This window comes from Luteimonas sp. A501, from assembly GCF_054052085.1.
This window is the reverse complement of sequence record NZ_JBSVRI010000001.1, coordinates 1383779-1407719: the sequence shown is the minus strand read 5'-3', so window position 1 is coordinate 1407719 and position 23941 is coordinate 1383779. Positions and strand designations below refer to the sequence as shown.

General features: G+C 62.2%; 21 protein-coding genes and 3 pseudogenes. 9 read left to right on the top strand and 15 right to left on the bottom strand.

The genetic code is table 11. The features are described from left to right. A partial coding sequence (locus ACW7G5_RS06400) for a hypothetical protein (protein WP_457002774.1) occupies positions 1-359 on the bottom strand: 359 nt, incomplete at its 3' end. A 274-nt stretch (positions 360-633) separates the two neighbouring features. Here ACW7G5_RS06400 and ACW7G5_RS06395 point away from each other — a divergent pair. The 9 genes and pseudogenes from ACW7G5_RS06395 (at position 634) to ACW7G5_RS06355 (ending at position 8607) form a co-directional block, all read left to right on the top strand. Then, positions 634-2667 (top strand): WG repeat-containing protein, encoded by a 2034-nt coding sequence (locus ACW7G5_RS06395; RefSeq protein ID WP_457002773.1) that lies wholly within the window; start codon positions 634-636, stop codon positions 2665-2667. A 205-nt stretch (positions 2668-2872) separates the two neighbouring features. Continuing rightward, a complete protein-coding gene (locus tag ACW7G5_RS06390; protein WP_457002771.1) occupies positions 2873-4357 on the top strand; it encodes a hypothetical protein in 1485 nt (494 codons plus the stop codon). Further along, positions 4358-4675 (top strand): hypothetical protein, encoded by a 318-nt coding sequence (locus tag ACW7G5_RS06385; RefSeq protein ID WP_457002769.1) that lies wholly within the window; start codon positions 4358-4360, stop codon positions 4673-4675. It abuts the gene before it with no gap. After that, complete coding sequence (locus ACW7G5_RS06380; RefSeq protein ID WP_457002767.1) at positions 4672-5778, top strand: DUF6708 domain-containing protein; 1107 nt, start codon at positions 4672-4674, stop codon at positions 5776-5778. The genes ACW7G5_RS06385 and ACW7G5_RS06380 overlap by 4 nt, the downstream gene beginning before the upstream one ends. A gap of 4 nt (positions 5779-5782) precedes the next feature. Then, a pseudogene (locus ACW7G5_RS06375) lies at positions 5783-5923 on the top strand (IS3 family transposase); the annotation flags it as partial. A 51-nt stretch (positions 5924-5974) separates the two neighbouring features. Next, positions 5975-6288 (top strand): annotated as a pseudogene (locus ACW7G5_RS06370) (DUF1153 domain-containing protein). Then, on the top strand, positions 6288-7106 hold the full coding sequence (locus ACW7G5_RS06365) for an IS3 family transposase (protein WP_457002765.1): 819 nt from the start codon (positions 6288-6290) through the stop codon (positions 7104-7106). The pseudogene ACW7G5_RS06370 and the gene ACW7G5_RS06365 overlap by 1 nt, the downstream one beginning before the upstream one ends. A 128-nt stretch (positions 7107-7234) precedes the next feature. Beyond that, the gene (locus ACW7G5_RS06360) at positions 7235-8227 is read left to right on the top strand and encodes a DUF6708 domain-containing protein (protein ID WP_457002763.1); all 993 of its coding nucleotides are present in this window, start codon (positions 7235-7237) and stop codon (positions 8225-8227) included. A gap of 80 nt (positions 8228-8307) precedes the next feature. Further along, on the top strand, positions 8308-8607 hold the full coding sequence (locus ACW7G5_RS06355; protein WP_457002761.1) for a hypothetical protein: 300 nt from the start codon (positions 8308-8310) through the stop codon (positions 8605-8607). 450 nt (positions 8608-9057) lie between these two features. Here ACW7G5_RS06355 and ACW7G5_RS06350 read toward each other — a convergent pair whose 3' ends face one another. The 14 genes and pseudogenes from ACW7G5_RS06350 to ACW7G5_RS06285 form a co-directional block, all read right to left on the bottom strand. Next, entirely contained in the window at positions 9058-10008 is a 951-nt protein-coding gene (locus ACW7G5_RS06350) for a T6SS immunity protein Tli4 family protein (protein WP_457002759.1), read from the bottom strand. Positions 10009-10105: 97 nt separating this feature from the next. Beyond that, positions 10106-11761, bottom strand: coding sequence for an esterase/lipase family protein (locus ACW7G5_RS06345; RefSeq protein ID WP_457002757.1), 1656 nt, complete (start codon positions 11759-11761; stop codon positions 10106-10108). A gap of 15 nt (positions 11762-11776) precedes the next feature. Next, positions 11777-14713, bottom strand: a complete 2937-nt coding sequence (locus tag ACW7G5_RS06340) for a type VI secretion system Vgr family protein (protein ID WP_457002913.1) — start codon at positions 14711-14713, stop codon at positions 11777-11779. A gap of 135 nt (positions 14714-14848) precedes the next feature. Next, the gene (locus ACW7G5_RS06335) at positions 14849-15379 is read right to left on the bottom strand and encodes a hypothetical protein (protein ID WP_457002755.1); all 531 of its coding nucleotides are present in this window, start codon (positions 15377-15379) and stop codon (positions 14849-14851) included. A 461-nt stretch (positions 15380-15840) separates the two neighbouring features. Then, the gene (locus tag ACW7G5_RS06330) at positions 15841-17256 is read right to left on the bottom strand and encodes a T6SS phospholipase effector Tle1-like catalytic domain-containing protein (protein WP_457002753.1); all 1416 of its coding nucleotides are present in this window, start codon (positions 17254-17256) and stop codon (positions 15841-15843) included. Continuing rightward, positions 17253-17786 (bottom strand): hypothetical protein, encoded by a 534-nt coding sequence (locus tag ACW7G5_RS06325; protein WP_457002751.1) that lies wholly within the window; start codon positions 17784-17786, stop codon positions 17253-17255. Before ACW7G5_RS06325 ends, ACW7G5_RS06330 begins: the two co-directional genes overlap by 4 nt. Before the next feature lie 519 nt (positions 17787-18305). Beyond that, on the bottom strand, positions 18306-19211 hold the full coding sequence (locus ACW7G5_RS06320; RefSeq protein ID WP_457002749.1) for a DUF4123 domain-containing protein: 906 nt from the start codon (positions 19209-19211) through the stop codon (positions 18306-18308). A gap of 20 nt (positions 19212-19231) precedes the next feature. Next, the gene (locus ACW7G5_RS06315; RefSeq protein WP_457002748.1) at positions 19232-19609 is read right to left on the bottom strand and encodes a DUF2345 domain-containing protein; all 378 of its coding nucleotides are present in this window, start codon (positions 19607-19609) and stop codon (positions 19232-19234) included. Further along, complete coding sequence (locus ACW7G5_RS06310; RefSeq protein WP_457002746.1) at positions 19606-20109, bottom strand: DUF3304 domain-containing protein; 504 nt, start codon at positions 20107-20109, stop codon at positions 19606-19608. The genes ACW7G5_RS06315 and ACW7G5_RS06310 overlap by 4 nt, the downstream gene beginning before the upstream one ends. Positions 20110-20228: 119 nt before the next feature. Further along, a pseudogene (locus tag ACW7G5_RS06305) lies at positions 20229-20753 on the bottom strand (phage baseplate assembly protein V); the annotation flags it as partial. Between the two features lie 65 nt (positions 20754-20818). Further along, positions 20819-21301, bottom strand: coding sequence for a DUF3304 domain-containing protein (locus ACW7G5_RS06300; protein WP_457002744.1), 483 nt, complete (start codon positions 21299-21301; stop codon positions 20819-20821). Between the two features lie 19 nt (positions 21302-21320). Further along, positions 21321-21842 (bottom strand): hypothetical protein, encoded by a 522-nt coding sequence (locus ACW7G5_RS06295; protein ID WP_457002742.1) that lies wholly within the window; start codon positions 21840-21842, stop codon positions 21321-21323. 273 nt (positions 21843-22115) lie between these two features. Beyond that, positions 22116-22484, bottom strand: a complete 369-nt coding sequence (locus ACW7G5_RS06290) for a DUF3304 domain-containing protein (protein WP_457002911.1) — start codon at positions 22482-22484, stop codon at positions 22116-22118. A gap of 701 nt (positions 22485-23185) precedes the next feature. Then, positions 23186-23842, bottom strand: a complete 657-nt coding sequence (locus tag ACW7G5_RS06285; RefSeq protein ID WP_457002740.1) for a hypothetical protein — start codon at positions 23840-23842, stop codon at positions 23186-23188. Positions 23843-23941 lie beyond the last annotated feature (99 nt).

The following is a 23941-nucleotide window of genomic DNA, read 5'->3' as shown; positions in this document are numbered from 1 at the left end:
GCGGTTTTCTCTGGAAACTGGGAGCTCAACTCGTTCAATCGCCGCCACACATCCGGGGTGGGGGACGGGGTGTCGATGGCCTGGATCACGAAGTCGGCATCGTAGATCGTCTTGCAGTACCGGTCGGTGGGGTTGCCACCGCGGGAAACTCCCGGCGTGCACTCGCCATTGCGGGCCTTTTGCACGTCATTTTTGAAATTCTCCTGCAGCCGTTTAACGGCCGCATTGAGTTCCTCTTCGCTCAACCTCTCGTACCCATCGATTCCGGATTGCGAGACGGCCGGCGGTGCAAGCAGCAGGCCGCACAGAAGCATCAAGAGCATGGGGATTGATTCGGTGCGAACGGCATCCAAGCGCATCAAAGTCACCAGATTGAAAGTGGTTGCTTGTCGTGCGACAAGGCTCGTGGGATATTAGCAGCCGAACAGAGGGGGATCGGACGCAGGCAAGGAGAAGAAGTTGAAGCTCCGCCTGGACACGATCAGCGCCGAGGATCGCCCGCGGCTGGTTGGGGTTTTGAAGCAGAAGATTCATGAAAATGATCTTCCGCAGGCCGGTTAAGCTCGACCCACATCACGGCTTTTTTGGACCTGACCCCGTTGTTTGATCCGCACTTCCGGAAAGGAGTCCCCGATGCGTGCAGGATGCGTTTCCAGTCGTCTGCTCTCCCTGGCGTTGCTGATGCTGGCGGGTTTTACTTGCTTCGCCGCCGAGCCGCCGTTTCACGTCGAACAGCGTGGGGACTTGGTGGACCTGTACGACCTGAAGACCGGCAAGCAGATCGCCGATCGCGTGCGGCACGTGATGTGGATGGATAGCTACTGGAAATTTACCCGCGAGGGCCGCCATGGGATCATCGACGACACCGGCCGCTTGGTTGCGGCAGCGGTGTATGACGAGATCGGCCGGTCCCGGAAATCGGCGTTCTACATCGTCGCGCGCGACGATCGCTACGGCGTCATCGATCTGGAAGGACGCGAGCGCGTGCCCCTGAAGTACGACATGATCGATCAGTCGCTGGCGCAGGCAGTCCCGTGGGTGGTCAAGCTCGGTGGCAGGGAAGGTTTGATGGATCCTGCCGACCAGCACCTGCTGCTGCCGGTGCGTTACGAAAACATCGTACTGCGCGGTGCGTTCGTACTGGCGACCAATCCCGAGAACACAGGCAGCCCGCGCTACCAGGCGTTCGACCTGCGGGGCCGGCCAGTGCCCGGCGCCGAATCCGATGCGGAAATAGTGGGCTGGGGAGAAGACCGGCTGATCCTCGATGCAGAGCGCGTCATCGGTGCCGACGGACGGTTGGTCGTGGCGCCGGGCGAATACACGAGCGTTCGTCAGTCGAGCGATATGAGGGCGATCATCTTCGACAAAGGCCAAGGCAAGGCCGGTGTCATCGATCGTGATGGCCGATTGGTGGTGCAGCCCGAATGGGACTACATCGAAACGCTGGGCGGCTTCTCGCACGGATGGATGCGGGTGGTGACCGGCGGTATGCCGAACGCGGGCGGCAAGGTCGGCGTGATCGACATGGCGGGCCAGATTATTCTGCAGCCGCGCTGGGAGGGTGTGGATCTGCATGGTGCGAAGACTGCGATGCCGTTCTTCCAGGTAGAGCGCGACGGCCAGGTCTGGTTCCTGGACCTGCACGACGAGCCGCTGTTCGAAGCGCCGTTCGACGCAGTGCATCGCATCGACCGGGGAGGCATCTATCTGGTCGAACGTGACGGCAAGACCGGCCTGTGCATCGACGTGGCCGATGCGCGCTGTCCGATTCCGGTCGAGTACGACCAGCTCGTGGGTTTCGATCAGGCGCCATCCGGCCTGTGGATCGCGCAAAAGGAGGGTCGACTGGGCGTGCTGCAGCAGACCGACGGCCATGTGGTGGTGCCGCTGGATTACGATTTCCTGCAGATGTCGCCGGAAAGCACGGGATTGCCTTCCTTGCGCGAAACGGTCCGCGAGGTGACGATCGTAGCCAGGAAAAGGTCGCTCAACGGTACCCTGCTGCTGCGTGCGGATGGACAGGGCAACTGGAAACTGGCCGCGGAGAAGCTGGGCGCGCGGCCGGCGGACTGGCAAGCGCGGGCCGCCCAAGCGGCTTGCGCGGCCTTGCCGGCATTCGAACGGGACCAAGCCGACGCCGACCTGAAGGCACTGATGCTGCGCTGGAGGGCAGGGCTGCCGGAGCGGGAGAGTGCGCCATTCGGTATGCCGTGGCCCGCTCTGGCCGGCAGCGTTGCAAACCATTCTCGGGCACAGCAATTCATCGTGGCGCTGTTCCTCCGACCATGGCAACTGCTGAACCAGCCGCGTGAAGCGGACACGTACGAACTCGGCGAGTTGTTCGCCCGGATGCTGGAGACGGCGACACCCGTCCGCTCCGGTGGCCGTTATCCAGAACCCGAGGCGGAGTTCGCCGGCTTGTGCGCGGAGGTCTGGTACCTGCGCATCCCCGCGCTGGAGCAGTCGGCGGACCCGCTGCTGGCGGGCGGCTATGCATTGCCACCTGCCGGCACGCTGGAACGCGATGTCTATCCGTTCGTCACCGTCGCGCGAACGCCGGATGGATTGCGCCTGGCCGGTGTTTCCAGTGAGCTGGTTCAAGTGTTGGGCTGGTACTACACCAGCATGCCCATGGCCGGCGTCGAAGCTGTCGATCTGGAATAGCAGGCGAACGGACATCGGCCGAGGCCAGTATCCAAGTCTGGCGCGGCACGTGGCGTGCATAGACCGCGCGACTGTCGCGCGCCAGCCGGGCCTACCGCAGCCTGTGCCCTGCACCTTGCGACATGAGGAGCGTGATCAGGGCCATGGCAGCCGCGTCAGCGGGTTAGAATCCATGTCGATGGCAGGAAGCCTCCAGGATCAGGACATGAAGTCACCCCAAAGCGATCTGCCCAGCTATGTGTCTTCCGGTCGCATCGGCGCTCGCGGCTTTCTCGTACTTCTCTGTGCGGGGCCGCTTTCGGCCGCGCTGGTTGGTGGGCTGTATCTCTGGGCACGTGGCGAAACCGGAAGTTTCGTGGCCATCGTGCTGTGCGACCTGTTCTTTCTGGTGCTGATGGTAGTCGTCGCATATGCCTTGTTCCTCGGTGCCAGAAGCCGTTCGTCCAGATTCAATCGCTTCGCCGCCGGTGCGTGGATGGTGTTGCTGCTACTCCCATGGTGGTGGGTAGCCGTGTCGGGCCGGCTTGCGGGTATCGAAACGCCAAGCATCCTGCATCACTACGCTGAGCTCGTGCCCACGCTGCTGCTCCTGGGCCTGGAGGCGATTTTCCTCGGGTTGGGGCCTGTATATCTCGCTGGGGAGATCGCCAACGAGCCCTTCAGTGAGGCGACCGGACGCTGGGCGGACAAGGATTTCTCTCTTGAAATGCTCTGGCCCGGAGGGGATCCGGACGCGTTGCGGCAACATCTTCGCGCGCACGGTGCCACACCGCTGCTCGAACTCCAGCCGGTCGCGGGCCACACTGTCGGAATGCTCGCGTCGGGCTGGACAACACTGAGGATCGAAGGACGGAAAGTCGAATCCGATTCTGCCGCACGCTGGATCACCCTTGCCCTTGTAGACAACCGGCGCTCCAGCGACGGTCGCATCAGAAGCACGGAAAGCGAACTTGCATCTTCTTGGGCAGTCAGCGCTGAGGATTACGAGGCCTTGCGTGAATGTGCCGGCACCACCCGCGACGCGCGGACCGAATCCCCGCCGGTCGCCGACGCACCTATGCCGTTGGAGCTGCAGGCCGCTGCTGCCGCACTTGCGGCAGGCAACTACACGGCGGCGCTCGCCATGGCCCGGCCCCACTGCCAACATCCGGATGCCGCCGTCCGCAATGATGCCTACCGGTTGAGCGCGCTGTGCCTGTCCCGATTGGAGTGCTGGCACGAGGCATTCGAGAGCTACTACGCGCTATTCGAACACGAACCCGGCGCGTTCAACGCTCTGCAGCTGGCGTCCACATCTGTGATGGCGGGCGAATTGCTTCGTGGCCAGGCTTGGTTCGAGAAGGCGGATGCGCTAAACAGCGCTGAACACGCCATGGCGCCTGTGGAGTTGCGCACAACCATTCTTTCCGCACTGGGGCAAGCGGGCGCGCATGAAGCCTGCCTTCCCCACCTCCAATGGATGGCCGGGATGTATCAGGCCTTCCAGACAACCGACAGCCACCTGCTCTGGATGCACCGGGTTCCTCCCTTCGGCGAGTTCCTGGAAAAATCGCACGCTATCCTTGTGGCGATCATGGCGCCTTCGCAGTGCGCAGAGTGGTACCGCCAGAACGCAAACAGCCTGCCTCCGGAGTGGCAAGCGATGCTTAACGACCACCTCGGGCGATTCCCGTCACCTGCTGCTCCTTGAATGACGACTGTCAACGCATTCAGCCGCGAAGCTGAAAACTGCCCATCAGCCTGTCCCACAGTGCATCGAGAGTTTCACGGCGGTAGCGGTAGACCCACCATCAAAGTGGACGAAAGTGGCGCCGCCTACGTTACGGGACGGTTGGGGAGCGGCGGCGGCATGGGGGTCGGCATCGCGAATTTCGTGGAGCGCCTGCTGGGCGATGGCGAACGGTACGTGGATGTGGGCGATTTCGGCATGGAGCTGGTCTACAAGCCGGACCGACACCAGCTTCCAGCACTTGAAACTATGCTGCGTTTCCCGGCGTCACGCCGATGAGCAGAAGCGCGAGCAAGGCGGCGCGCGACCTGCTGCTGGGAATGAAGGAATTCCCGGAGCAGGGTGGCGGTTGGGGCTTGCTTCTACCACGCGGCGTCGAGCCGGCGGAGCTGTTTCCAAACGCACATGGCGCAGTGCAGACCATTAGTCCGGCCTATCTCGAGTTCGTCCCCCATGCCAGCGTTTCGAATCGCGGGATGGGAGTTTTTTACGGGTCTTGGTTCTTGGTTGTGGCTTTACTAATGTTCGTTCCCGGAACTCCCGGGTTTCTAATTGAGTCATTCGAGGAAGGTGGTGATCAGATTGTTCCAGGTCTAGTGATGCTAGGAGTAGCATTGCTAGTAATACTTTGCCCTCTGGTATGGGCGTGGCGCTCTGCCCGGATGCCGTTGCCGCCGCCAGTGATTCTCAGCCGCAAAACGCGAAAGTTCTACTGTTGGGTAGACCGCAAGCGCGGCTGGATGGTGCTCGATTACGACGAGTTGCATCCGGCGGTGTTTCGCTCCGCCATCATCACCACGGCTGGATCGGCGACATTTTTCATGCTGGGATTGGCGAAGCTGGCGCCGGGGGCGCGAAAGATCATCGAGCAGGTAAACCCGGCCCCACCACTGTTTCCAGCCGAGCGCCCAGAAGAGGTATGGGAGTTCATTCGCACGTACATGGACGGAGCGCCGGAGGGCCTTCCATCGGTCGAGCCAATGCCACCACTGGACGATTCCCGTGCCGACCACGCCCGCATGGACCGGTTGCTGCTGCAGGACATGGTCGACGAACACCATCGTCTGAAGCCGGGCATTTTCAACAAGGTCTACACGTGGTTCTGGGGAGGCGTGAGTTACTGGACCGAACGCTGCGCGTTGTGGGTACAGCGGACGGCGCCACGTCCGGAGTACCCGCCCGAGTTGCGCGAAGCCATGCAATGGCAGGGCGAGAGTCCGTACCGCACGCGTCCACCGACGGAGGAAGAAAGCTTGGCTTGGGAAGGCCGGCTTCCGCACCTGAGGCGTCGTTGGTTGGCCGCGGCAGCGTTCTCGGCGCTGATATACGGCAGCATGTTCCTAATTCTGACCGTCGGCGCGTGGTTTGAGCGAGGTCAGTAGCCCACAAGTGATGCGGCAGAAGGGGCTGCGTGGCGTGGTCCGCGGCAAGCCGGTACGTACGACGATAGCCGACCCGGCGCGCCCGTTTCTGTTGGACCGGGTTAACCGGCAGTTCCGCGCCGACCGGCCAGGCGCGCTGTGGGTGTAGTGACCCACTGAATTCCTGCTCAGGTGCTATTTTTCGAAGGAGACACCTATGAGCGTGATGATGGAAGAGGAAATCAAGCGTTGGACGGCCCGTCGGAAGTCGGCGCTGGTGCTGGAAATCATCCAGGGCAAGACGACAGTAGCTGAGGCAGCCGCCAGTTCGACCTGACCCGGTCGGAGATCGAAAGCTGGGTCGATGAGGGGAAGCGCGGCATGGAGAACGCGCTGCGGGCCAAGCCCGAGGACGTTCGTGATCAATACGAGCCCCAGCTCAAGGACCTGCAGGAAGCCTACGGTGAGGCCATGCTGGAGTTGCGCGCTCGAAAAAAATTGGCGTCCCTGTTGGGCAAGGACGAGACCTGATGGTCTCGATCCAGCAGGGACTGCGGGACGAAGGCTTTGAGGTCTTGATGGTGAAGCTGTGCCGGTGGTTTGGGGTGGCACGACGGAGCATGTACTACCACCCGACGAAGGCGCCGCCGAAGATCCGGCCCGAGCTGGCCGAGCCGATCAAGGCGATGATTGAGGAAGAGCCATCGTTCGGCTATCGGACGGTCGCGGCGCTGCTGGACATGAACAAGAACACGGTGCAGCGAATCTTCCAGCTGAAGGGCTGGCAGGTAAGGAAGCGGGCGGTCGGATGCCGCCCACGGATCCAGGCGTTGCCGTCGGTCGCGCAAGCGCCTGACGAGCGGTGGGCGACGGACCTGTGCCGGATCTGGGGTGGCCGCGACAACTGGCTGACCTTGGCCCTGGTGATCGATTGCTACACCCGGCAACTGCTTGGCTGGCACCTGTCGCGCAGCGGCAAGGCCAGCACCGCAACCGCCGCGCTGGAGCAGGCGTTGCTCGCGCGGTTCGGGACCTTGGGACGGGTGCAAACACCGTTCCTGCTGCGCTCCGACAACGGCCTGGTGTTCACTAGTCGCGACGACACCCGACTGGTGCGCAGCTACGGCTTGAAGCAGGAGTTCATCACCCCGTACTGCCCGCAGCAGAACGGAATGGTGGAGCGGGTCATCCGCACGTTGAAGGAACAGTGCGCACATCGACACCGCTTCAAAAGCCAGCAGCACGCCAGTCGGGTGATCGGCGACTGGATCCAGTTCTACAACCACCGGCGCCCGCACCAGGCACTGGACATGAAGACACCCGCTGAGGCATATGCTTTAGCGGCCTGACCTGAGCAGAAACGGCTGGGTCATTACAAGATCAACGACCGCAAGTACCAGGCCGTCCGGCTGGTGTTCGCGTTGCACAACAAAGGCGAGAACGACCCCATCGCCCAGGCCGAAGTGTGGAAAGCAGGTTGAATACCGAGACCCGAAACGTTCAGACCGAAGTGCAGGCCGAGGTTGGTCTGTCGCCGCCCAACTCGCAGGCGGTGCTGCTGCTGCCGCTGCCAAGCGAGCCAGCCGGGAAGGTGGCCCGCACCTGGGATGGTGTGATGCGGGTGTATCCGAATGCGCTGGCTCTAGTAGATCAGTTAGGTGCGATACGCGGATATTTGAGCGCGTTCGGAATTCTAGCCGCGCCTTTGGGAGCAATGATCCTGTATGCAGACTTTTCAAGAGGATCGTTCGTTTGGGGGATAATTTTTCTGCCGTTTTGGTTGTTGACGCTAGTCTTTATTCAGATCGACTGGGTCGGCTTCCGCTACGCCCCCGTGCTGGTCAATCGCGCCTTGGGCAAGGTCCACGTCTTTGTGGACAAGGGCCTGCCGTGGTGGCAGTGGGGGTGGAAGCTATGGGGCCGCACCCGGTTCGAAGTACAAAGCTACGACTGGTCGTGCGTGCGGGGGGAAGTGGTGCAGTACACGATCTTCACCGGTCAGGTGCCGAGGCGCGAGTCGGGGCTGGTGTTCGCGGTGACGGACGCGCCGGGCAGCGCGACGGTGTTGCAGCGGTTCGGGGTGGGGCCGAGCATCGGCTACGGCGATCTGGAGTCGCCGGTGGAGCGTTGGGAACACATCCGCCGCTTCATGCAGGGCGAAGGTCCGGCATGGACGGTGTACGACCGCCTGTACGAGGACTTCGGCGTGGGTTTTTGGGAATCGTTCTGGCTGTTCCAGCCGCTGTTCGGTCCGGGCAGCGAGGAGAGCCGGCGCCACGGCCCAGGGATGTGGCTGCTCGGGATCGCCGCACTGCCGTTCCTGCCGCTGACGGCCTACATGGGACTGGTGCGCTACCTGAGCTTCCGGATGAAGCGCGAGCCGGCATGGTCGCCGGAGGTGCAGGCCAGCCTGGGCGGCCCACCGCTGACCGATGCGCAGCTGCAGGACATTGCGTTGAAGGAAGGCTGAGCAGGACGGATCCTTGGCACGCGATCCACGCGCATATTCGGCGCACCCGAAGGCGTGACGGCGACCTGCGCCGCGATGCGATGCTGGCCGATCTGCGCGACGTGTTGTCGCGCTTCCGCACGCGTGCACCGGGCGAGGTGCCGGAGGAGCCCGGCGTATGTCTGCCCCATGCCTTCATCGCCGACGAAGGCAAGGGCGACCTGATCCTGCTCCTGCTTCACGGACACCCGGATAAGCGATTCAATACCGCAATCCGAGGTGAGACAGATGACCAGGAAAAGGCAGGGACGAAGGCAGAGCGTAAGCGGTTCAGCCCCGAGTTCAAGCAGCAGGCGTTGGGCATGAAGACACCCGCTGAGGCATATGATTTAGCGGCCTGACCTGAGCAGAAACCGGTGGGTCATTACATTAAGCGGGTGTCCGAGAAACGGGGGCAAGATCAAGTCTTGCCCCCATCCATAACTGCTACTTCAAGCGATGTTGTCGATACCTTCCCTAGAAGAAGAAAGACGACTTGCGGCAGCCTTCGGGCACTTTCACAAGTTCCTGCCGGAATCCCTCCGCGACCATGCAGCGCTCCATCTCCGCGCCTTGGCAGTTGCAGGCCCGAACGCACTGCAGCCGCGCCTGCTGTGGTGTCGTAGAAATGGAGTCACTGGCGGCCACCCACCGCGTCTGCGTGCCTCCTCCGCTCCTTCCATGAATACAACATCCGGCCACGGCCATTGCGACCACGACCGGAATCAGAATCTTGCACCTGCCCATAACAACCAGGAGCTTCCGGGCAACCGAGCTCATTCGTCGGGTACGTGGTGACACCACGGCGGCCATCAACGCATTCCGCCACGAAGCTGGAAACCGCCCATCAGCTTGTTCCACAAGGCATCAAGAGCGTCCTGGTCAATGCCACGCGCGCCGTCGGCCAGAAGCTCCGCTTCGATTTCCGGCTTATAGGGGTCCATCGGCCGCCCTGCGGCATGCCAGAAATACTTGAAATCGTCACCGACGCCCCGGTCGTCCGAAGGGACGCTGATGGCCACCATCCCACCGGTCTGCCCACCGTACTCACGCTCGCCCTCATGCAGGCGTTTGACCTGTCCGCCCAGTTGGGTCAGTTCGGCAAGATCACGCGCAACGCGCTGCGCGAACGCCGGTTCCTTGCTGGGCTCCACGAGTCCATAGATGCTCAATGAAAACGACACACCCGGCATGTCGGGGAAGGTAACGACGAGCTGTGCATCACCGGCCACGTCCTTGCCATCCTTGAGCCTGAAGTAACCGTTCGCAGTACAGAAGGCGTTCGCCGGTGGCCACGTGTCCCGTTCGCGGGGGCTATAGCGGGAAATGGTTTCAAGGACGCCATCGCGTACGGCGGGATAGCGGCTTGCCTGGCTGCTCTCGCCTTCGAACACGTAGTGCCGCCCATCCTGTACGCGATGGGCCTCGATCGTGAATGCAGCTGATGGTCCGGAATGCTCGGCGATGACAGCGGCTTCGCCACTGGTGTCGAAGCCGACCAGCCGGCTGTTGGAGAACGCGGCCTGCGGATTCGCGCCCGCGGCGCGGTAGAGTTCGGCGGCTCGGTCGCTGCGCGGCGACTCCTTGGCTTTTGCCGCGTCGGAGCGTTCCCGCAAGGAAGCCACGACCGTATCCCATGGCGCGGGGCCCTTGTCCTGGTCGCGCAGGCCTGCATAGGTGGAGGTGACCTTGGCCTTTGCGCCCGGCGGCAACGCGACTTCGTGAAGCCCGACGCAATAGGGCGTGCCGGAGGATGTGTTCACTTGCTTGCCTCCGGTCCGGGCGTGCGCACAGGCTGTACCCGCGAGAGCCATGAGCAAAACGGCAAGGAGTTGGAGGTAGCGGAGCGGGGCGTGGCCTTCATTCCGCTTCCCCAATGAGTTTAGCGATCGAGTGCAGGGTGATCTGGCGGAGGTTTTCATCGTCATAGGATGCCGCATGGCCTTCGCTCATTTTTTCGAGCTTGAAACTTTGTCTCACATTTCCGCTGCCGCGGATGAACGGTCCGGCACCGGAGTTGTGGGGCACGGTGTCGTCACCGGCTTCGGCGGCAGCCATGATTTCGAACACGATATGGCCATCTCCCTGCGCAACCCTGGCTGGATCGCTGTTGTCTTTCCCTAAGGTGAAGGCGAGCTTGAGCGCCGCCCAACCCTTTGCGTTTACTGACGCGGACCCAAGTAGTTCATCCTTGTCCAGCGTGACCTTCTGGCTGGTTTGCCAGACGATATTCTGGTAGCTGTGGCGCGCCGCGTCCGCACCGTAATGCGAGTAGGTTGGAGCGTGGAAGGTATTTCCGGTGTTCGCATGGAATTCGTCGGCCACCATCAGGTTCGGCAGATAGGTATCGAGCCAAGGATCTGTCGCGACACCCCCGGTGGCCTTGCTGGCGCTGGAGCGGTTGGCCGGGTCGATGAGGGCGGGATCGATGAGCCGCCACCACGGTTCGCGCTTGACGTAGATTTCGAGGTAGGGGTCTGCCTCTGGAAGCGCGAAAAGTTCAGCGGTGCTCCCCGGGCCGTTCGACACGGCCTTGAGCCAGCCCTTGCCGTAAAGCTTATTGGGCAGCAACTCAAGGGGACCGCATGCGTTTGCGAAGATCGCGGTGACTTGGGCGCCATCCTTGCCCAGGACGAACCGGCTGAGGCCGGTGTAGCCGCTGCGGACGTGGTGATACGACGCGGCGGCACCATCCGCCGGCATGACTCCATGATTGATGCCGAGCACTTTCGACGCTGCTTTGCCATAGCTGCTATGTACCGCAGCCCGGGAAACCAGCCCACCCATCGAATGGGTCACGAGAATCACTTTGTCGCAGCGGTACGGCTTTGAACCACCAACTTCCTTGTCACGCCATTCGGCGATGATCTCGTCTATCCGCTTGGCCAGGTCCACGGCGGATTTGCCGTTGCTTTGCAGCCAGTTGTAACCGGCGCCATAGACAGGACAGAGCACGCCCCAGGCATCCTCGGACTCTGGCTGGTCGAGCGGCGCGGGCGCACTTTCGGCACCCCATTCCGCGGGTGCCTTGCCGACCAGCGATTCCCAGGGGTTGCTGGTGCCCGCGTTCAGGGCCGGCTCGAACCAGGCCATGAACTTGCCGTAGCCATAGTTGGACACGGTGCCCCAGCCGCGTTCCCGCAACTGCTCTTCGGTCAATTTTTGCGTGGTCAGGTCATCGCCGGTGTATTCGGCGACCTCCGGGATCTTCCCTTCCGGATCGGCCTCGGTTGTCTTCGGGTCAAGCTTGGTCTGCCGGGTTTTTGCGGACTTGAAGGCCCACTGCAGCGCCAGCTTGAGCACGGAACCCGCGTTCCACACGGACTCCTGGGTGTCCTTGTTGCGCAGGTTGCTGCCCATGATCCCGGGCACGAACAGGATCGGGACCACCACGTCGGGCGGCACGACGACTTCCGCACGCGCGGTGGACTGCGTTGGCGAAGTGAGTGATCGCGCAACCGGGATGCCTTGTTCGTTGGTCGATGTACCGACCCTGCGAGTTGTTTCAGCCGTCATCAACGACGCTCCTTGTCATGCCTTGTCGGCGGGGCCCAGCAGCCTGATCAGGAGGCCGTCCATGGATACGCCCTTCTGCAGGGGTGTCCAGCCGTCCGGGTCGGTCACGCCCTGGATCCTCGCGCCATCGGCGCGCTCGATTTCATAGCGGTAGTTCGCTGCGGGCTTGCCGTTCCGCTGCACCAGTCTGAATTTTTCGTCGAACTTCGATTCGGGCCAGGAATTCATCTCGCGCGAGAGGTGTGCGGGCCCGAGGAACGACTTCTTGCCCGCATGCACCTTGATCTCGCCGGGGCAGGCCACGGTGATGTTGCCGCCCTCGATCGTCAGGCTGGCGCCGCCCGAGGTGGCCAGGTGCACCGTCTTGCCGGCGGCAAACTCGACCTCGGCGTTGGCGCTCACGATCTTCAGCTGGTCCTTGGCCTGCAGCTTGATCTGGTCGTGCTGCGCCTGGATGTCCAGCTCGCCTTCGCCTGTCACCAGACTCAGCGAGGCCTCTTCGGTCGGCGCGCCGTCCACGGCCTCCACCAGCCAGCCGATCGCCTGGCCGGTGTGCAGGCGCAGGTTGCTCGCAACGGCCAGGTTGCTGGCCTGGCCGCTGGCCAGGGTCAGCGTTTCGCCGGCAGCCCAGTGCAGGCTCTGGCCTGCCACCTGGACGATGCCGGCGGGCGCGGCCAGGCCCAGGATGGGGTCGCCGGTGTGCGGCACGCGGCAATCGCCGGGGGCGGGGCTGCGGTCGGCGGCTTCGCCCTTGGCCAGATCGTAGTCGTCGCCCGGCACCGCGGTCTTCGCGCTCGTGAGAAGTGCGGCAAGTGGGGCCTGATCGTCGATCAGGCTGGATTTACTGCGGCCCACGCCCTCATGGCCGGCCAGCTTCACCGTCAGGTGCGTGCCGGCTGCGCCGCTGAACACCTCCGCCACGGTTTGCGCCTGCTTCAACAGCGCCGCCGGGCCCACCGCATCACCAGCGGGCGTTTCGCCCGGAGTCGCATAGGCGCTCAGCCACAGGCCGCGCTCGGCGCGCACCGTGCCCCAGGCGTCGGTCCGCAGCTCGAAGCCTTCACCCCGGAAGCTGCCGCGGTAGTTGTCGGCCTGGTGGATCAGGTGGCCGAGGGTCAACTGGGTGGCCGCCTGCGTGGTCGCCAGCTGCAGCCGCAGCTGGCCGTCGCTGTCGTCGAACAGCAGCCGGTTGTGGCCGGATCCGTGCCACTCCTGCGACTGGATGCCCCATAGCGCGCTGGCATTGCGATGGGCGTCGTCACCACCACCCATGCCGTGCCACGGCGGCGCGTGGCCTCCGGCCAGGTTGGCCTGCGCGCTCGGGCCGTGGTCGCTGGCCTGTGCGTACAGGTCAGTACCCGTGGCCGCGGCCTCTTTGCCGCCGGCAGTCGGGGCAAGGCCTGCTTCACCCTGGCCGTTGTAGAGGGCACCAACAACCACGGGCCGATCGATGTCGCCCTCAAGGAAGGCCACCAGCACTTCCTGTCCCACCCGCGGCAGGAACTGCGCACCCACGCCCGGACCGGCGTAACGCTGCGACACGCGCAGCCAGCAGGAGCGCTCGGCCGTGGCTTGGCCGCCGGCCTGCCAGTGGAACTTCACCTTGATCCGGCCCAGCGCGTCGCTGCTGAGCACGTCGTGGCCGCCGTCGTCGGCGACCACGATGGCGCTCTGGTAGCCCGGGGCGGTCGGGCGCGGGTTGAGGCGGGTGCCGGTGTCGTCGTGCAGGCGCGGCCGCCAGGGCAGGGCGCGCGGTAGCGACTGGAAGGCGTTGGCGTAGCCATGGGCGTCTGCGTGCTGCCACAGCTGCTGCATGTCGGTGGTGTCCAGCGGCAAGACTTGGGGCAGGGCGGGCCAGCCGGGTGCGGGGCCGAGCAGCTCGACCAGGCCGTCGCGCACGGTGTCGGGCAGGTTGTTGCGGCCTGCGTGGCGCAGGCCCTGCAGGAAGAAGGCGTCCACGTCCTCGGCGTTGCGCGGTGCATCAGTGAGCGTGAACGCGGTGCCGGCACGGAAGCTGCGCACGCCACCTTGGCCCTGCCAGCGCCGCCGGCCGGCTTCGCGCGCTTCGCCCAGCAGGCGGGCGTGGCGCGAGGCCTGGGCGGCGTCGGCGAACGCATAGGCGCCGGACGGGTCGTAGGATTCACCGTAAACGGGCGCACTGTCGGCGCCCAGGGGCAGCTGCGCCGCCACGGCCTGCACGCTGCGGTAGTCCGTGCCCAGCATGCTCAGCTTTGCCGAACCGACGCGACGGCTGGTACCGATGGCGTGGATCGTGTCTTGGGCCTCGGTGGCGTCGTCGCGGTGGAAGCGGATGCCGCCGCCAGTGGCGATGGCGTCCTCGGGCTGCGTCGTGCTGTCGGCGAAGATCACCAGGCGATGGCCGGCCGGTGCTTCGGCGTCCTCTTCCCAGCGCCAGCCAAGGCCTTCTTCGGCCAACAGGCGACTGACGAAATCGAAGTCAGTTTCCCGATACTGCACGCAGTAGCTGCGCGGATGGGCCTCGGCAATGAACGGGCCGACCTCGTCGGACAGCTGCCACTGGGCAAGCGGCGCGTAGCCCTCGAACACCGCTTCGACGATCCCGATGACGCTCTTGTCTTGGAACACGCGGCTGTGCCGGCCTTGGGTCATCCACCACGTCCACGGCACCAGGCACAGGCGATAGCGCACCAAACCACCGTCGCCGCCCAGGCACGAGGCTTCACGGATCACGCCGCTGCGGCGGGCGGAACTGCCGTCGGCCAGGCGCGTGGCGAGGGTGGCGGTGGTGCCGAGCAGTTCATCCAGCGCCCACGAGGCATCGCTGGACAGCACGTCCACCCACCATTCGTAACCCAGCGAAAGCTGCTCCCAGCCCTGCCAGCGCTCAACGGCGCAGTCGGCGGGGAGAGCGTCGCCCTCCAGCTGGTACAGCCGGTCGGTGCCCACGTACTGGGCCAGGGACGCCAGCATTTGCTGGGTCTGGGCCAACGGATCATTCATCGTGTCGTTCCTTGAAAGGCCCGCTCGCACAGTCCCACGCATGACTGTTCACCTGGGCCTCCTTGGCTCTGGTCTGAATTTCAGTCTCAACCCCAAGTGTTTCTATCAGATGTCCCGTTCAGGGTCACGCGACGCCACGCGATCAGCGTCACGGTTTCGGTGCCCGTGGCCCGGAATGACGGACGGTGTCGGGGCGATCGCCGGCTTCAACCGGACTGCTTCTTGAGCGAGACCAGTACGCGATCCCACAATTTCATTGCGAGGCTGTCGTCCATTCCCGCTTGCGGAGAAGGGGCCTCTTCGCCACCGGTCGAAAGGCTTACCAGGACTTTCGGACTCTCGCGACTGGGCTTCTTCGTGCGCGTCTCTGCATAAGTCGAAGGCAACGCTGCCGACGCAGAAGCCACGTCCGCCGCCTTCGGCGCTCCCTGAACTACGCGAGGATGAAAGCAGGTTGATCAGCCTGGACTGGACGCTGGTTCGCGCGTCGGTGAAATACGCCGTTTCACCGAGCACAACATGAGCATTCCCGAGCAGCGCGTGCACTTCCAGCTTGATTGCGTCCGCCGACTCGGTGCTGGCGTAGAACGAAATCAGCTCCACCTCGGGCCTGATGCTCTCTTGCGAGATAAACATCGATCCATCTGTCGAAAAATTCGTCCTTGCCGAAGATCGGCTTCGCGGGCGAGGAGCGCGGATTCGAAGGAATTCTTGCTTGCTGCGTCGATCGCGGTCGTCTCGACTTTCGTGAAGTTCTCGTCGTGACCAAAATAGAATGTCGCATCGCCCCGCCGTCGATGCCCTTCTGTTGCCGCTTCAAGGCAGCGGGAACGTCCAGGAAGTACCTGCCGACGCAAACGCGGTGCATTTCAACGTCCAGACCAGCCGCTGTACCAAGCTTCGCCTCGCTGCCACTGCAGCCCGTCGCGAGCAGGCCGACGAAAACGAAAAAAAAGGGGGCGGAACAAGGTCGTTCTCACAGGCGCCAGTCCTGCTGCCGAAACCGACGGATCGGCCGGAACCTGTCTCAATCAAGGGCTCCAGCACTTGTTCTCGATGCATCATTCCGAGCCTTGAATGCCTTCATACTGAAATCGCTATGTCCTTGGAGAATGAACCTTACGGATCTCGTAGTAGTCGGCCGTACTAAGGTCGGTCATCATCGTGCCGCCCGTCATGGAGAAGTGCTCGAACGAGTCATGGATGTATTTCTCGAAGAATGCTTCCACTGGTGCTGGAACTACTCCACCTTGGGGCGGGAACTTCTGAGCCCCGCGCCCTGCCTTCGTGCGCGCCTGGTATCGAAGGAGGTGCGCCATGGTGCGCAACGACTTGTCCGCCGGATTTCGATGCCCATTCGGAAGGGCATTGCGCTTCATCTCGATGTCTTCCATCGCAAGCCCGGAATCGATCCAAGACCAGTACAGTTCCATGTGCGATGCGAAGACTTCCTGTAAAGTGCCGCTCTTCTTCTTCACATGCTGCATATAAGCGCTGAGCGCATCACGATGGGTCGTGGAGACGTCGAACGACGGCTTGTAGCGGCGCGTCCATTGTTGAGATGCCTCCATCTCCGAAAGCGAATGCATCTGGAGGCCCGCACCTCGCGCATGGTCAAGCATCTGCAGCAATCCGGTACGTGCCAACTTGTCGCTACGCCCTTGTTCATTGTCGGCATAGCCGCCGCCGATGTCGGCGTGTGCGCCTGGCTGGACAATCTGGGTGTATCGATTTGTACCGAGCCCGGTTAGAGGGAACGCGCCTCGCAATTCGTGTGCTGCCACGATGTGAGCGCATTTCTGGACGAAATCCGGGATGCTGAGCTTGACCAGTTTGGGTCGCTTGTTCGTACCGGCGCCACCTACTGATTCCACCGTGTCGAATAGCCCCAGAAACTTCACGTTCAATGGGATGCCGTCGTAACTCAGGTCATGGCCCCGAACCTTGATTTTGCTGTGATTCGCCAGCCAGTGCATGAAAGCTCGCGCTTCGGTCGCACCGCGTGAAAATCCGAAAGCGGATAGGTTGATCGCATCGACCCGTGTCTTTGATTTCTGGAAGTCAATAGCCGACTGCAAATCGAAAACAGCCTTCTCCAACCGGTTCTCCAGCCCACCACCAAAACCCTTGTTCCAGGAGCTCTCGCCTTCCCGGTAGCCCTCTTTGTCGACCCAATTTATCGACATTCCAGTCCTGCTTGGGACGGGCACGCGCTCATGTCGATCTTTGAATTCGAACGGTGTGCCGATTCCTTCGTAGTAAAATGGGATGATCGCGCCGTTTCGATCGTTTATGTGCGAATCAAACAGCGCTGCGACGTTGCTGTGGTTATTTGGAAAATCGTTTTCGCGATGATTGCCGGTACCGTCGAAAAAGAAGCTCACCCACAACGTCATTCGACAATTCACGCATGCCGGACCGCCGGCCGTGATGCCGGTCTTCTCCCTGGCCCGAGCCACCATGTTTTCCACTGCCCGAACGCGTGGGCCGATGACGCTATCTCTACCACTCATGGCCTTTTGACCTCCATGTACTCGGTGTACTTGTATCGCTCCGAGATCATCATCCAGTCCTTATCGATCTCCTTATCGATACCCAGGGCTTTCAGTTGGGTATTCATGAGATCGCTGCGCGCCCCTATGCCCACCCCCAACGTGGCTTCGATGACAACCTTTCTCCCTGGCAGTACATGCACGATGACGGTACTTGCTCCTTTCGGCCAAGGCTGCTCGACGGTCCCCTGCAACGTATAAATTGGACCTGTTGCCGGCTCGATCTCGACGTCGACCGTGTCAAGCGTGGGATCCATACTCATGCAGCAGCTACTTCCCCCGCCGGTGACGTCTCCCGGCTTCACCGCCTCCAGGCCTGTCCCGGCAAGCTCTCCATCCACGCGTACGGATGCCATCACCTCGTTCGAGTAGTTGAACACCACGCCAGTCAGACCATCCATTTTGCTTTCTCGCGGTTCTTGGCTGCAGCCCATCATCGGCCACAACAGTAATGTACATAAGAGTGTGGGGAGCATGGCCCAACGTCTCATGCGTTTGCTCCGCGGCGCATTCCAGTATCACGGCTCATGTGGCAATGCTCTCTCAATTCATTGATCCGGGTCGAGGGTGTATCCCACTCACGCCATTCACTGACGGGAATGGAGTGAATGTCTGCGGCATCGCAGTCTGTGACAACCAGGGCTTTTTTTTCAGAAGCGAAATGCAAGACGGCAGTCTTGTGGCTGATCGGCCATGGCCCCAGGACCGCGGCGTACGATTCTTCACGGTGCCCATTGACGCTGGCGTGGAGTTCGAACTCGTCGACCCTTCAGTTATCCTGACGCAGCAGAAAGCTCCCGTCCGGACTGCAGCCTTGTCAGTCGGAGATGTTGCCTTCAATGCATGATGCTTGCCATCGCTCCAGATGCCATCCACCTCGTTTCCGATGTAGTTGAACACGACCAATGGAAGGTCCATCGCGTCCAAAGGGTGATGCGAGGCAGCTTGAAGCCAAGCAGGGCAGAGGAACGCCCGTAAGCCGAGAACTGAGCGCATCAGTAGTCGTTTGCTCATTTCCGTGAACCCGCGAGTCTTCGGTCAAGCACTTCGTCCCAGTCACGCCACTGTTGCAACGGAACCTGGTCGATCTCTTCTCCGAATCCAGCCCCGTTTTTCCGAGCACGGTAAAGCGCATCGGCCACCGGCCCTGTGCGGTCGAAGTCACTCGGCAGCTGCAGGCTGAGTACACAGTACAGGGCAATGTCGTCTGCACGACGCAAGTCATGTCGCCGCGCACGATGCATTCGGGCGCGAATCAGACGCACCTGCTCACACTTGCTCATTCCTGCCAGTAAAGAACTGTCAGTTTCGTTGACTTGGAAGATTAATGTCATGGGGGCGAGGGCGTTCGCAAGAGTATCCAGTTGCGGCTGGTCCAAGCGTAGTGCGGTTTTACCAGGATTTGATCGTGGCTCCGACTCGATCATGATCGGAGTTGCGCAAACATCCACGAACATCCAATGGCTGGCTGGTCCTAACAAGGATCGTTCCTGTGCTGGCCGCAGGATCGATGCGAGCCCCGACAGCACCACTACGTCTTGGAAGCGAAACAGCAAGTTGCCGCCGTCTGGTTGCGGCATCCGCACGATTCCGAGCAGGTGCTCCTCAAGGCCAGATGCGTGCTCTGGCGATACGATGAAACTTGCCGCTTGGTGATCAAAGGCTTCCTGATAAAGCCGTTTCCAGGCGTCCGATTTCATGTCTGCGCGTAAGAGGCGTGGACCGAATTCGCTGATGGATTTCGCGTACTTTCTATAAAGATTTTGGAGGTGCTCGAAGTCGGCGATACTCAGGCCGATTTTTTCGGCACACGCGACGATGCTGGTGTAGCGCGACGGGTCGATCAACGCGGTGACGTATGCCGAGTCCCCGCAGGTCGATCTCACCCACGCTTCGAGGGCTTCGGCCGAATGCAATGATGAGGTCCTCATTGTTGCTAATCGACCCGGATGAAGGCGCTGTTTGTCTCAGCGGCTTGCTGCATGCATAGGGTGTTGAGCTCGCTCTTTGGCCACGAAACAAAGCTTCGGTTCAGCGTGGTTGGACCCACAAACGACTTCTTGCCCGCATGCACCTTGATCTCGCCGGGGCAGGCCACGGTGATGTTGCCGCCCTCGATCGTCAGGCTGGCGCCGCCCGAGGTGGCCAGGTGCACCGTCTTGCCGGCGGCAAACTCGACCTCGGCGTTGGCGCTCACGATCTTCAGCTGGTCCTTCGCTTGCAGCTTGATCTGGTCGTTCTGCGCCTGGACGTCCAGTTCGCCATCGGCGTTTTTTCTACCTGGGTCGTGACGGATATCCTGATGCAGGGTCAACGGTCCCAAGGTCCGCGCGGCAGCTTGCCGGGTTCAAGGCCCGCTTCCTCCCCCTTCAATGGGTAATTGGGATGCCACAACGCATAGCGTGTAGAGAAGACCTTGACTTCCCCGTTGCGGAGGAAGTGCACCGTGAAGTACCCAGCCGTCTCGTCCGTATATTCGGGCACAGGCAACACCCGCACCTGCTCGTTCATTGACCAGCCGTCAACCCAGCGGATGGTCACCCGGAGACCAGGTTTCCATTTGGCGGGAATGCTGACGCAACACGTCAGACTTCCCCCCCCGCTATGCGGCGCCATAGCAGAGTCGCCCGCGCCGCCATTGATCTGGAATTGACCGATCACCTTGTCGGTATGGTTGTAGCCGCGGATGCCCACCGCATATGTTTTCTGCTCGCATGACGCGAGAAGCGGCAGAAGGCAAAGCAGGCATATCGTTATGAATGTGTGCCAGCCAGGCGTCGCGCCTCGTGTGGTGTGAGCGGAAAGAAATCTCATGGACAAGTGCTCCGGAGCTCAGCAAGCGCTTCGGCATCGTGCTGCCATAGTGGAACTCCCGTCGCCCATACGTCTTCGGGCAGACCGGTCGCCCAATCCGTGAACGAATCAGGCCACGCACGGAGCTGACCGTCGCTGTCATCGAACAGCGGGCGACTGTGGCTGGGGCCGTGCCATTCCTGCGACTGGATGCCCCACAGCGCGCTGGCATTGCGATGCGCGTCGTCACCGGCTCCCATGCCGTGCCACGGCGGGGCATGGCCGCCGGCGCGGTTGGCCTGGGCGCTCGGACCGTGGTCGCTGGCCTGGGCGTAGAGGTCCGCGCCATCGGCAGCGGCCTCCTTGCCGGCCTTGCCCAGCGCCCCCACCACCACCGAGCGGTCGACGTCACCTTCAAGGAAGGCCACCAGCACCTCTTGGCCCACCCGCGGCAGGAACTGCGCGCCGACGCCCGGACCGGCATAGCGCTGCGAAACGCGCAGCCAGCAGGAGCGCTCGGCCGTGTGCCCATCGCCGGACTGCCAGTGGAACTTCACCTTGATCCGGCCCAGTGCGTCGCTGCTGAGCACGTCAGGGCCGCCGTCGTCGGCGACCACGAGGGCGCTCTGATAGCCCGGTGCGGTCGGCGCGGAGGCTGGGGCCATTGGCAGCCCGCCCTCGGGTCAGTGCGCAGCCAGGGGTGTAGGAATCCTTGCTCATGATATGTCCCTCATCTCTTGAAGAAATCCTTTTCTGGATATCCGGGCCCCGGGTAGTCGGGATGGTTGGGAGCCATCATGCTGGGGATTATCAGCACTTCGTCGCCGCTGATGATGTGCAACCACGTTGCGCCAACACGGTCGTATGGGTGAATCGATACCGTCTTTTCGTGCCACTGGCAGTTCTTCCCATATGGCTCGCACCGCTCCCAGCGCACCTTGGCCTGCAGGTCTTGGTGCCAGTGGACTGGCAACACGAGGCAACACACCGTGCTGCCGCCCGTCCCGGCAGCTCCCACCCAAGCGCCGTCGACAAATACGTTGCGCACGAAGGTGTCGCTGGGGTCATGATCCATGGGAGTCACGCTGGATCCAAACCGTGCGTCCGGATCCTCCCCGCACGCGGCCAGAGCCGGCACCATCATCAGCAACAACAACGCTAGACACGCCTGTCTCCACGCATGTTCACGGAGCACTTTGGTGGAATGATTCATCGCAGCGTTTCCGGGGGACTCATTCGACGGTCTCCCGCATGGTGCTGCCGTGCTCTTCGCGTACATCACTCTCTCCCAATTCGGACGCCAGTCGAGGCCAATGCTCATCCGCCATCATGGCGCGCCACAAATCGGCGCCCGTGCGCCCGGATTTCACGTCGGGGTGGTCCTGCAGGGCTTCCACAGCTCCAGCTCCCTGTTTCAAGACACCTCCGACAAGACTCATCCAATCGGCGGGGGCGCTGTAGCCTGCTTCTTCCGCCAGTTCCAGGGTGCGCACGGCTTGGTTGAGAAACGAGCGCGCCGCAGCCGCACCGCGCGAGAAACCGAGCACATCGAACACGATCTCGTCGATCTTCGGGTTCCGGGACGCAGTCATCATATGCGTGAGCTGGCGTTTCCAGCGTGGCAGGAGATCGTCGTTTCGGACTGCACTGCTGATAGCGCTCTGGGACTCTTCAACCAGAACCTTCCCGCTCAGCTTTGCGGCCACCCGGTTGGCGATGTACAGGAAGGCGTAACGAATTCGCTCCGCTCCCATCACCCCTTTCGACGCTCCATCAGGGTGTGGGCTGGCTTCACCGATTCTCGGGAAGGGGTGCCTACGCCTTGGACGTAAAGGGCGTGGTGGCCTTCCTCCTGTGTGTCGAATGCAGCCCTGTAGAGCTTTGCAACATTGCTCTGCGAACCGGAGAAGTTCAACGTCAACCGGCACGTTCGCCCCGGCTCGCAGGGATGGGGGGCCACTGGCGGCCCGGCCTCAGATCCGGGTGCAGCATCGGGGGGGTAGGCATCCTTGCTCATGGAATGTCCCTCATCTCTTGAAGAAATCCTTTTCTGGGTATCCCGGCCCCGGGTAGTCGGGATGATTGGGGGCCATCATGCTGGGGATTATCAACACTTCATCGTCGCTGATGATGTGCAACCAGGTTGCGCCAACACGGTCGTATGGATGAACCGGCACCATTTTTTCGTGCCACTGGCATGCCTCTTCATCCGAAACGGGGTTATCTCGATCAAACCGATCGCACCGCTCCCAACGCACCTTGGCCTGCAGGTCTTGGTGCCAGCGGATGGGTAGTGAGATGCAGCACACGGTCTTGCCTCCCCCTCCGCCTTCTCCTGCCCAACTGTCATCCACAAGTACATTACGTACGAACGTGTCGCTGGGATCATGGTCCATAGAGGTCACGCTGGATCCAAACCTTGCGTCCCGATCCTCGCCGCAAGCGGCGAGAGCCGGCACTATCATCAGCAGCAGTACCGCCAGACACGCCGGTCTCCACGCACGTCGTCTACGGAGCACTTTGGCGCAATGATTCATCGCAGCGTCTCCCTGGGACTCACTCGACAGCCTCCCGCATGCTACCGCGCGCTTCGCGTACATCGATCTCTCTCAGTTTGGACTTCAGTCGAGGCCAGCGATTATCTGCCATCATGGCGCCCCACAAATCGGCACCCGTGCGCACGGATTTCACGTCGGGGTGGTCCTGCAGGGCTTCCACAGCACCCGCTCCCCGTGTCAAGACGCCGCCGACAAGACTCATCAGGTCGGCAGGAGCGCTGTAGCAGCACTTCCTGGCCGACGCGGGGCAGGAACTGCACGCCGATGCCGGGACCGGCGTAGCGCTGCGCCACGCGCAGTCAGCACGAGGTCTCGGCGGTGCACTCGCCAGCGCCGGTCTGGCAGTGGGGTGAGTCTAAGATGGCCTGGCACGCGATGGGGAAGACACGTCACTGCTTAAAACCAGAGTCAGATACTGTGCTGATGGACCCTGCATCTAGGGAGCGGGGGGGCGGAAGGCAAAGCCCGACGGACAGGCACGATGTCGATGCGCTCGACGGTCTGGACCGCTACCACTCGCAGACTGCCGTCGTTCTGGATCAGAGCGCAGAATCGCTCGCTGCATTCCAGCAGTACCAAGGGCGTGGAGACTTCGGGCAAGGCGACCAGTCCGACCGTCGAACGTTCGGCGTTGCACATGGCCAGGGCAAAGCGTACATGAGCACGATGGCCGCCAGCATCAGTGCCAGTGGAACGATGAGAACACCCGCTACCGTGGCCGGCAGCGTAGCTGCGAACTGAATCACGGTCTGGTTCTTGAAGAGTGCGACTAAACCAGACTTTTCAATGCGCTTCGAAGCTTGGTGGCTCAGGTCCATCTTTCGGGCGATCCAGACGAGGACCACAATGGTCACCAGAACCACGAAGACAATTGCTCCTGTCTTCAGAAGCAGAACGATCAGGGCGGCGTCCATCAGCTTCAGCACCTCAACCGCCCCCGACAGCCAACCCTGATAGGCAAGCCCAAGCGCCTGTGGCGTGTCGATCGGGAACATGGATTCCTCGAGCCCCAAGGCCCGAATATAGCCATGTCGATACATCCGGCCCTGGATGTAGAACAGGCCGGTCATGAGGACGGTCAGACTCAGACCGCTGCTCAGCCAGCGCTTCCATCCACCGGATGGAGCATCAATCTTGGCCGTAATGCTGTCTTGTGCAGCGCGTGCTCTGGCTGTGCTTGCGGCATCTTGTGTCATGTGGCGGCATCCTTGCGCTCAACAATCCGTATAGGGGGCTACTGGTCTTGGTTTCACTACGGATCAGGTGTCGGGCTTGAGATCAACAGGCGGCCAGCT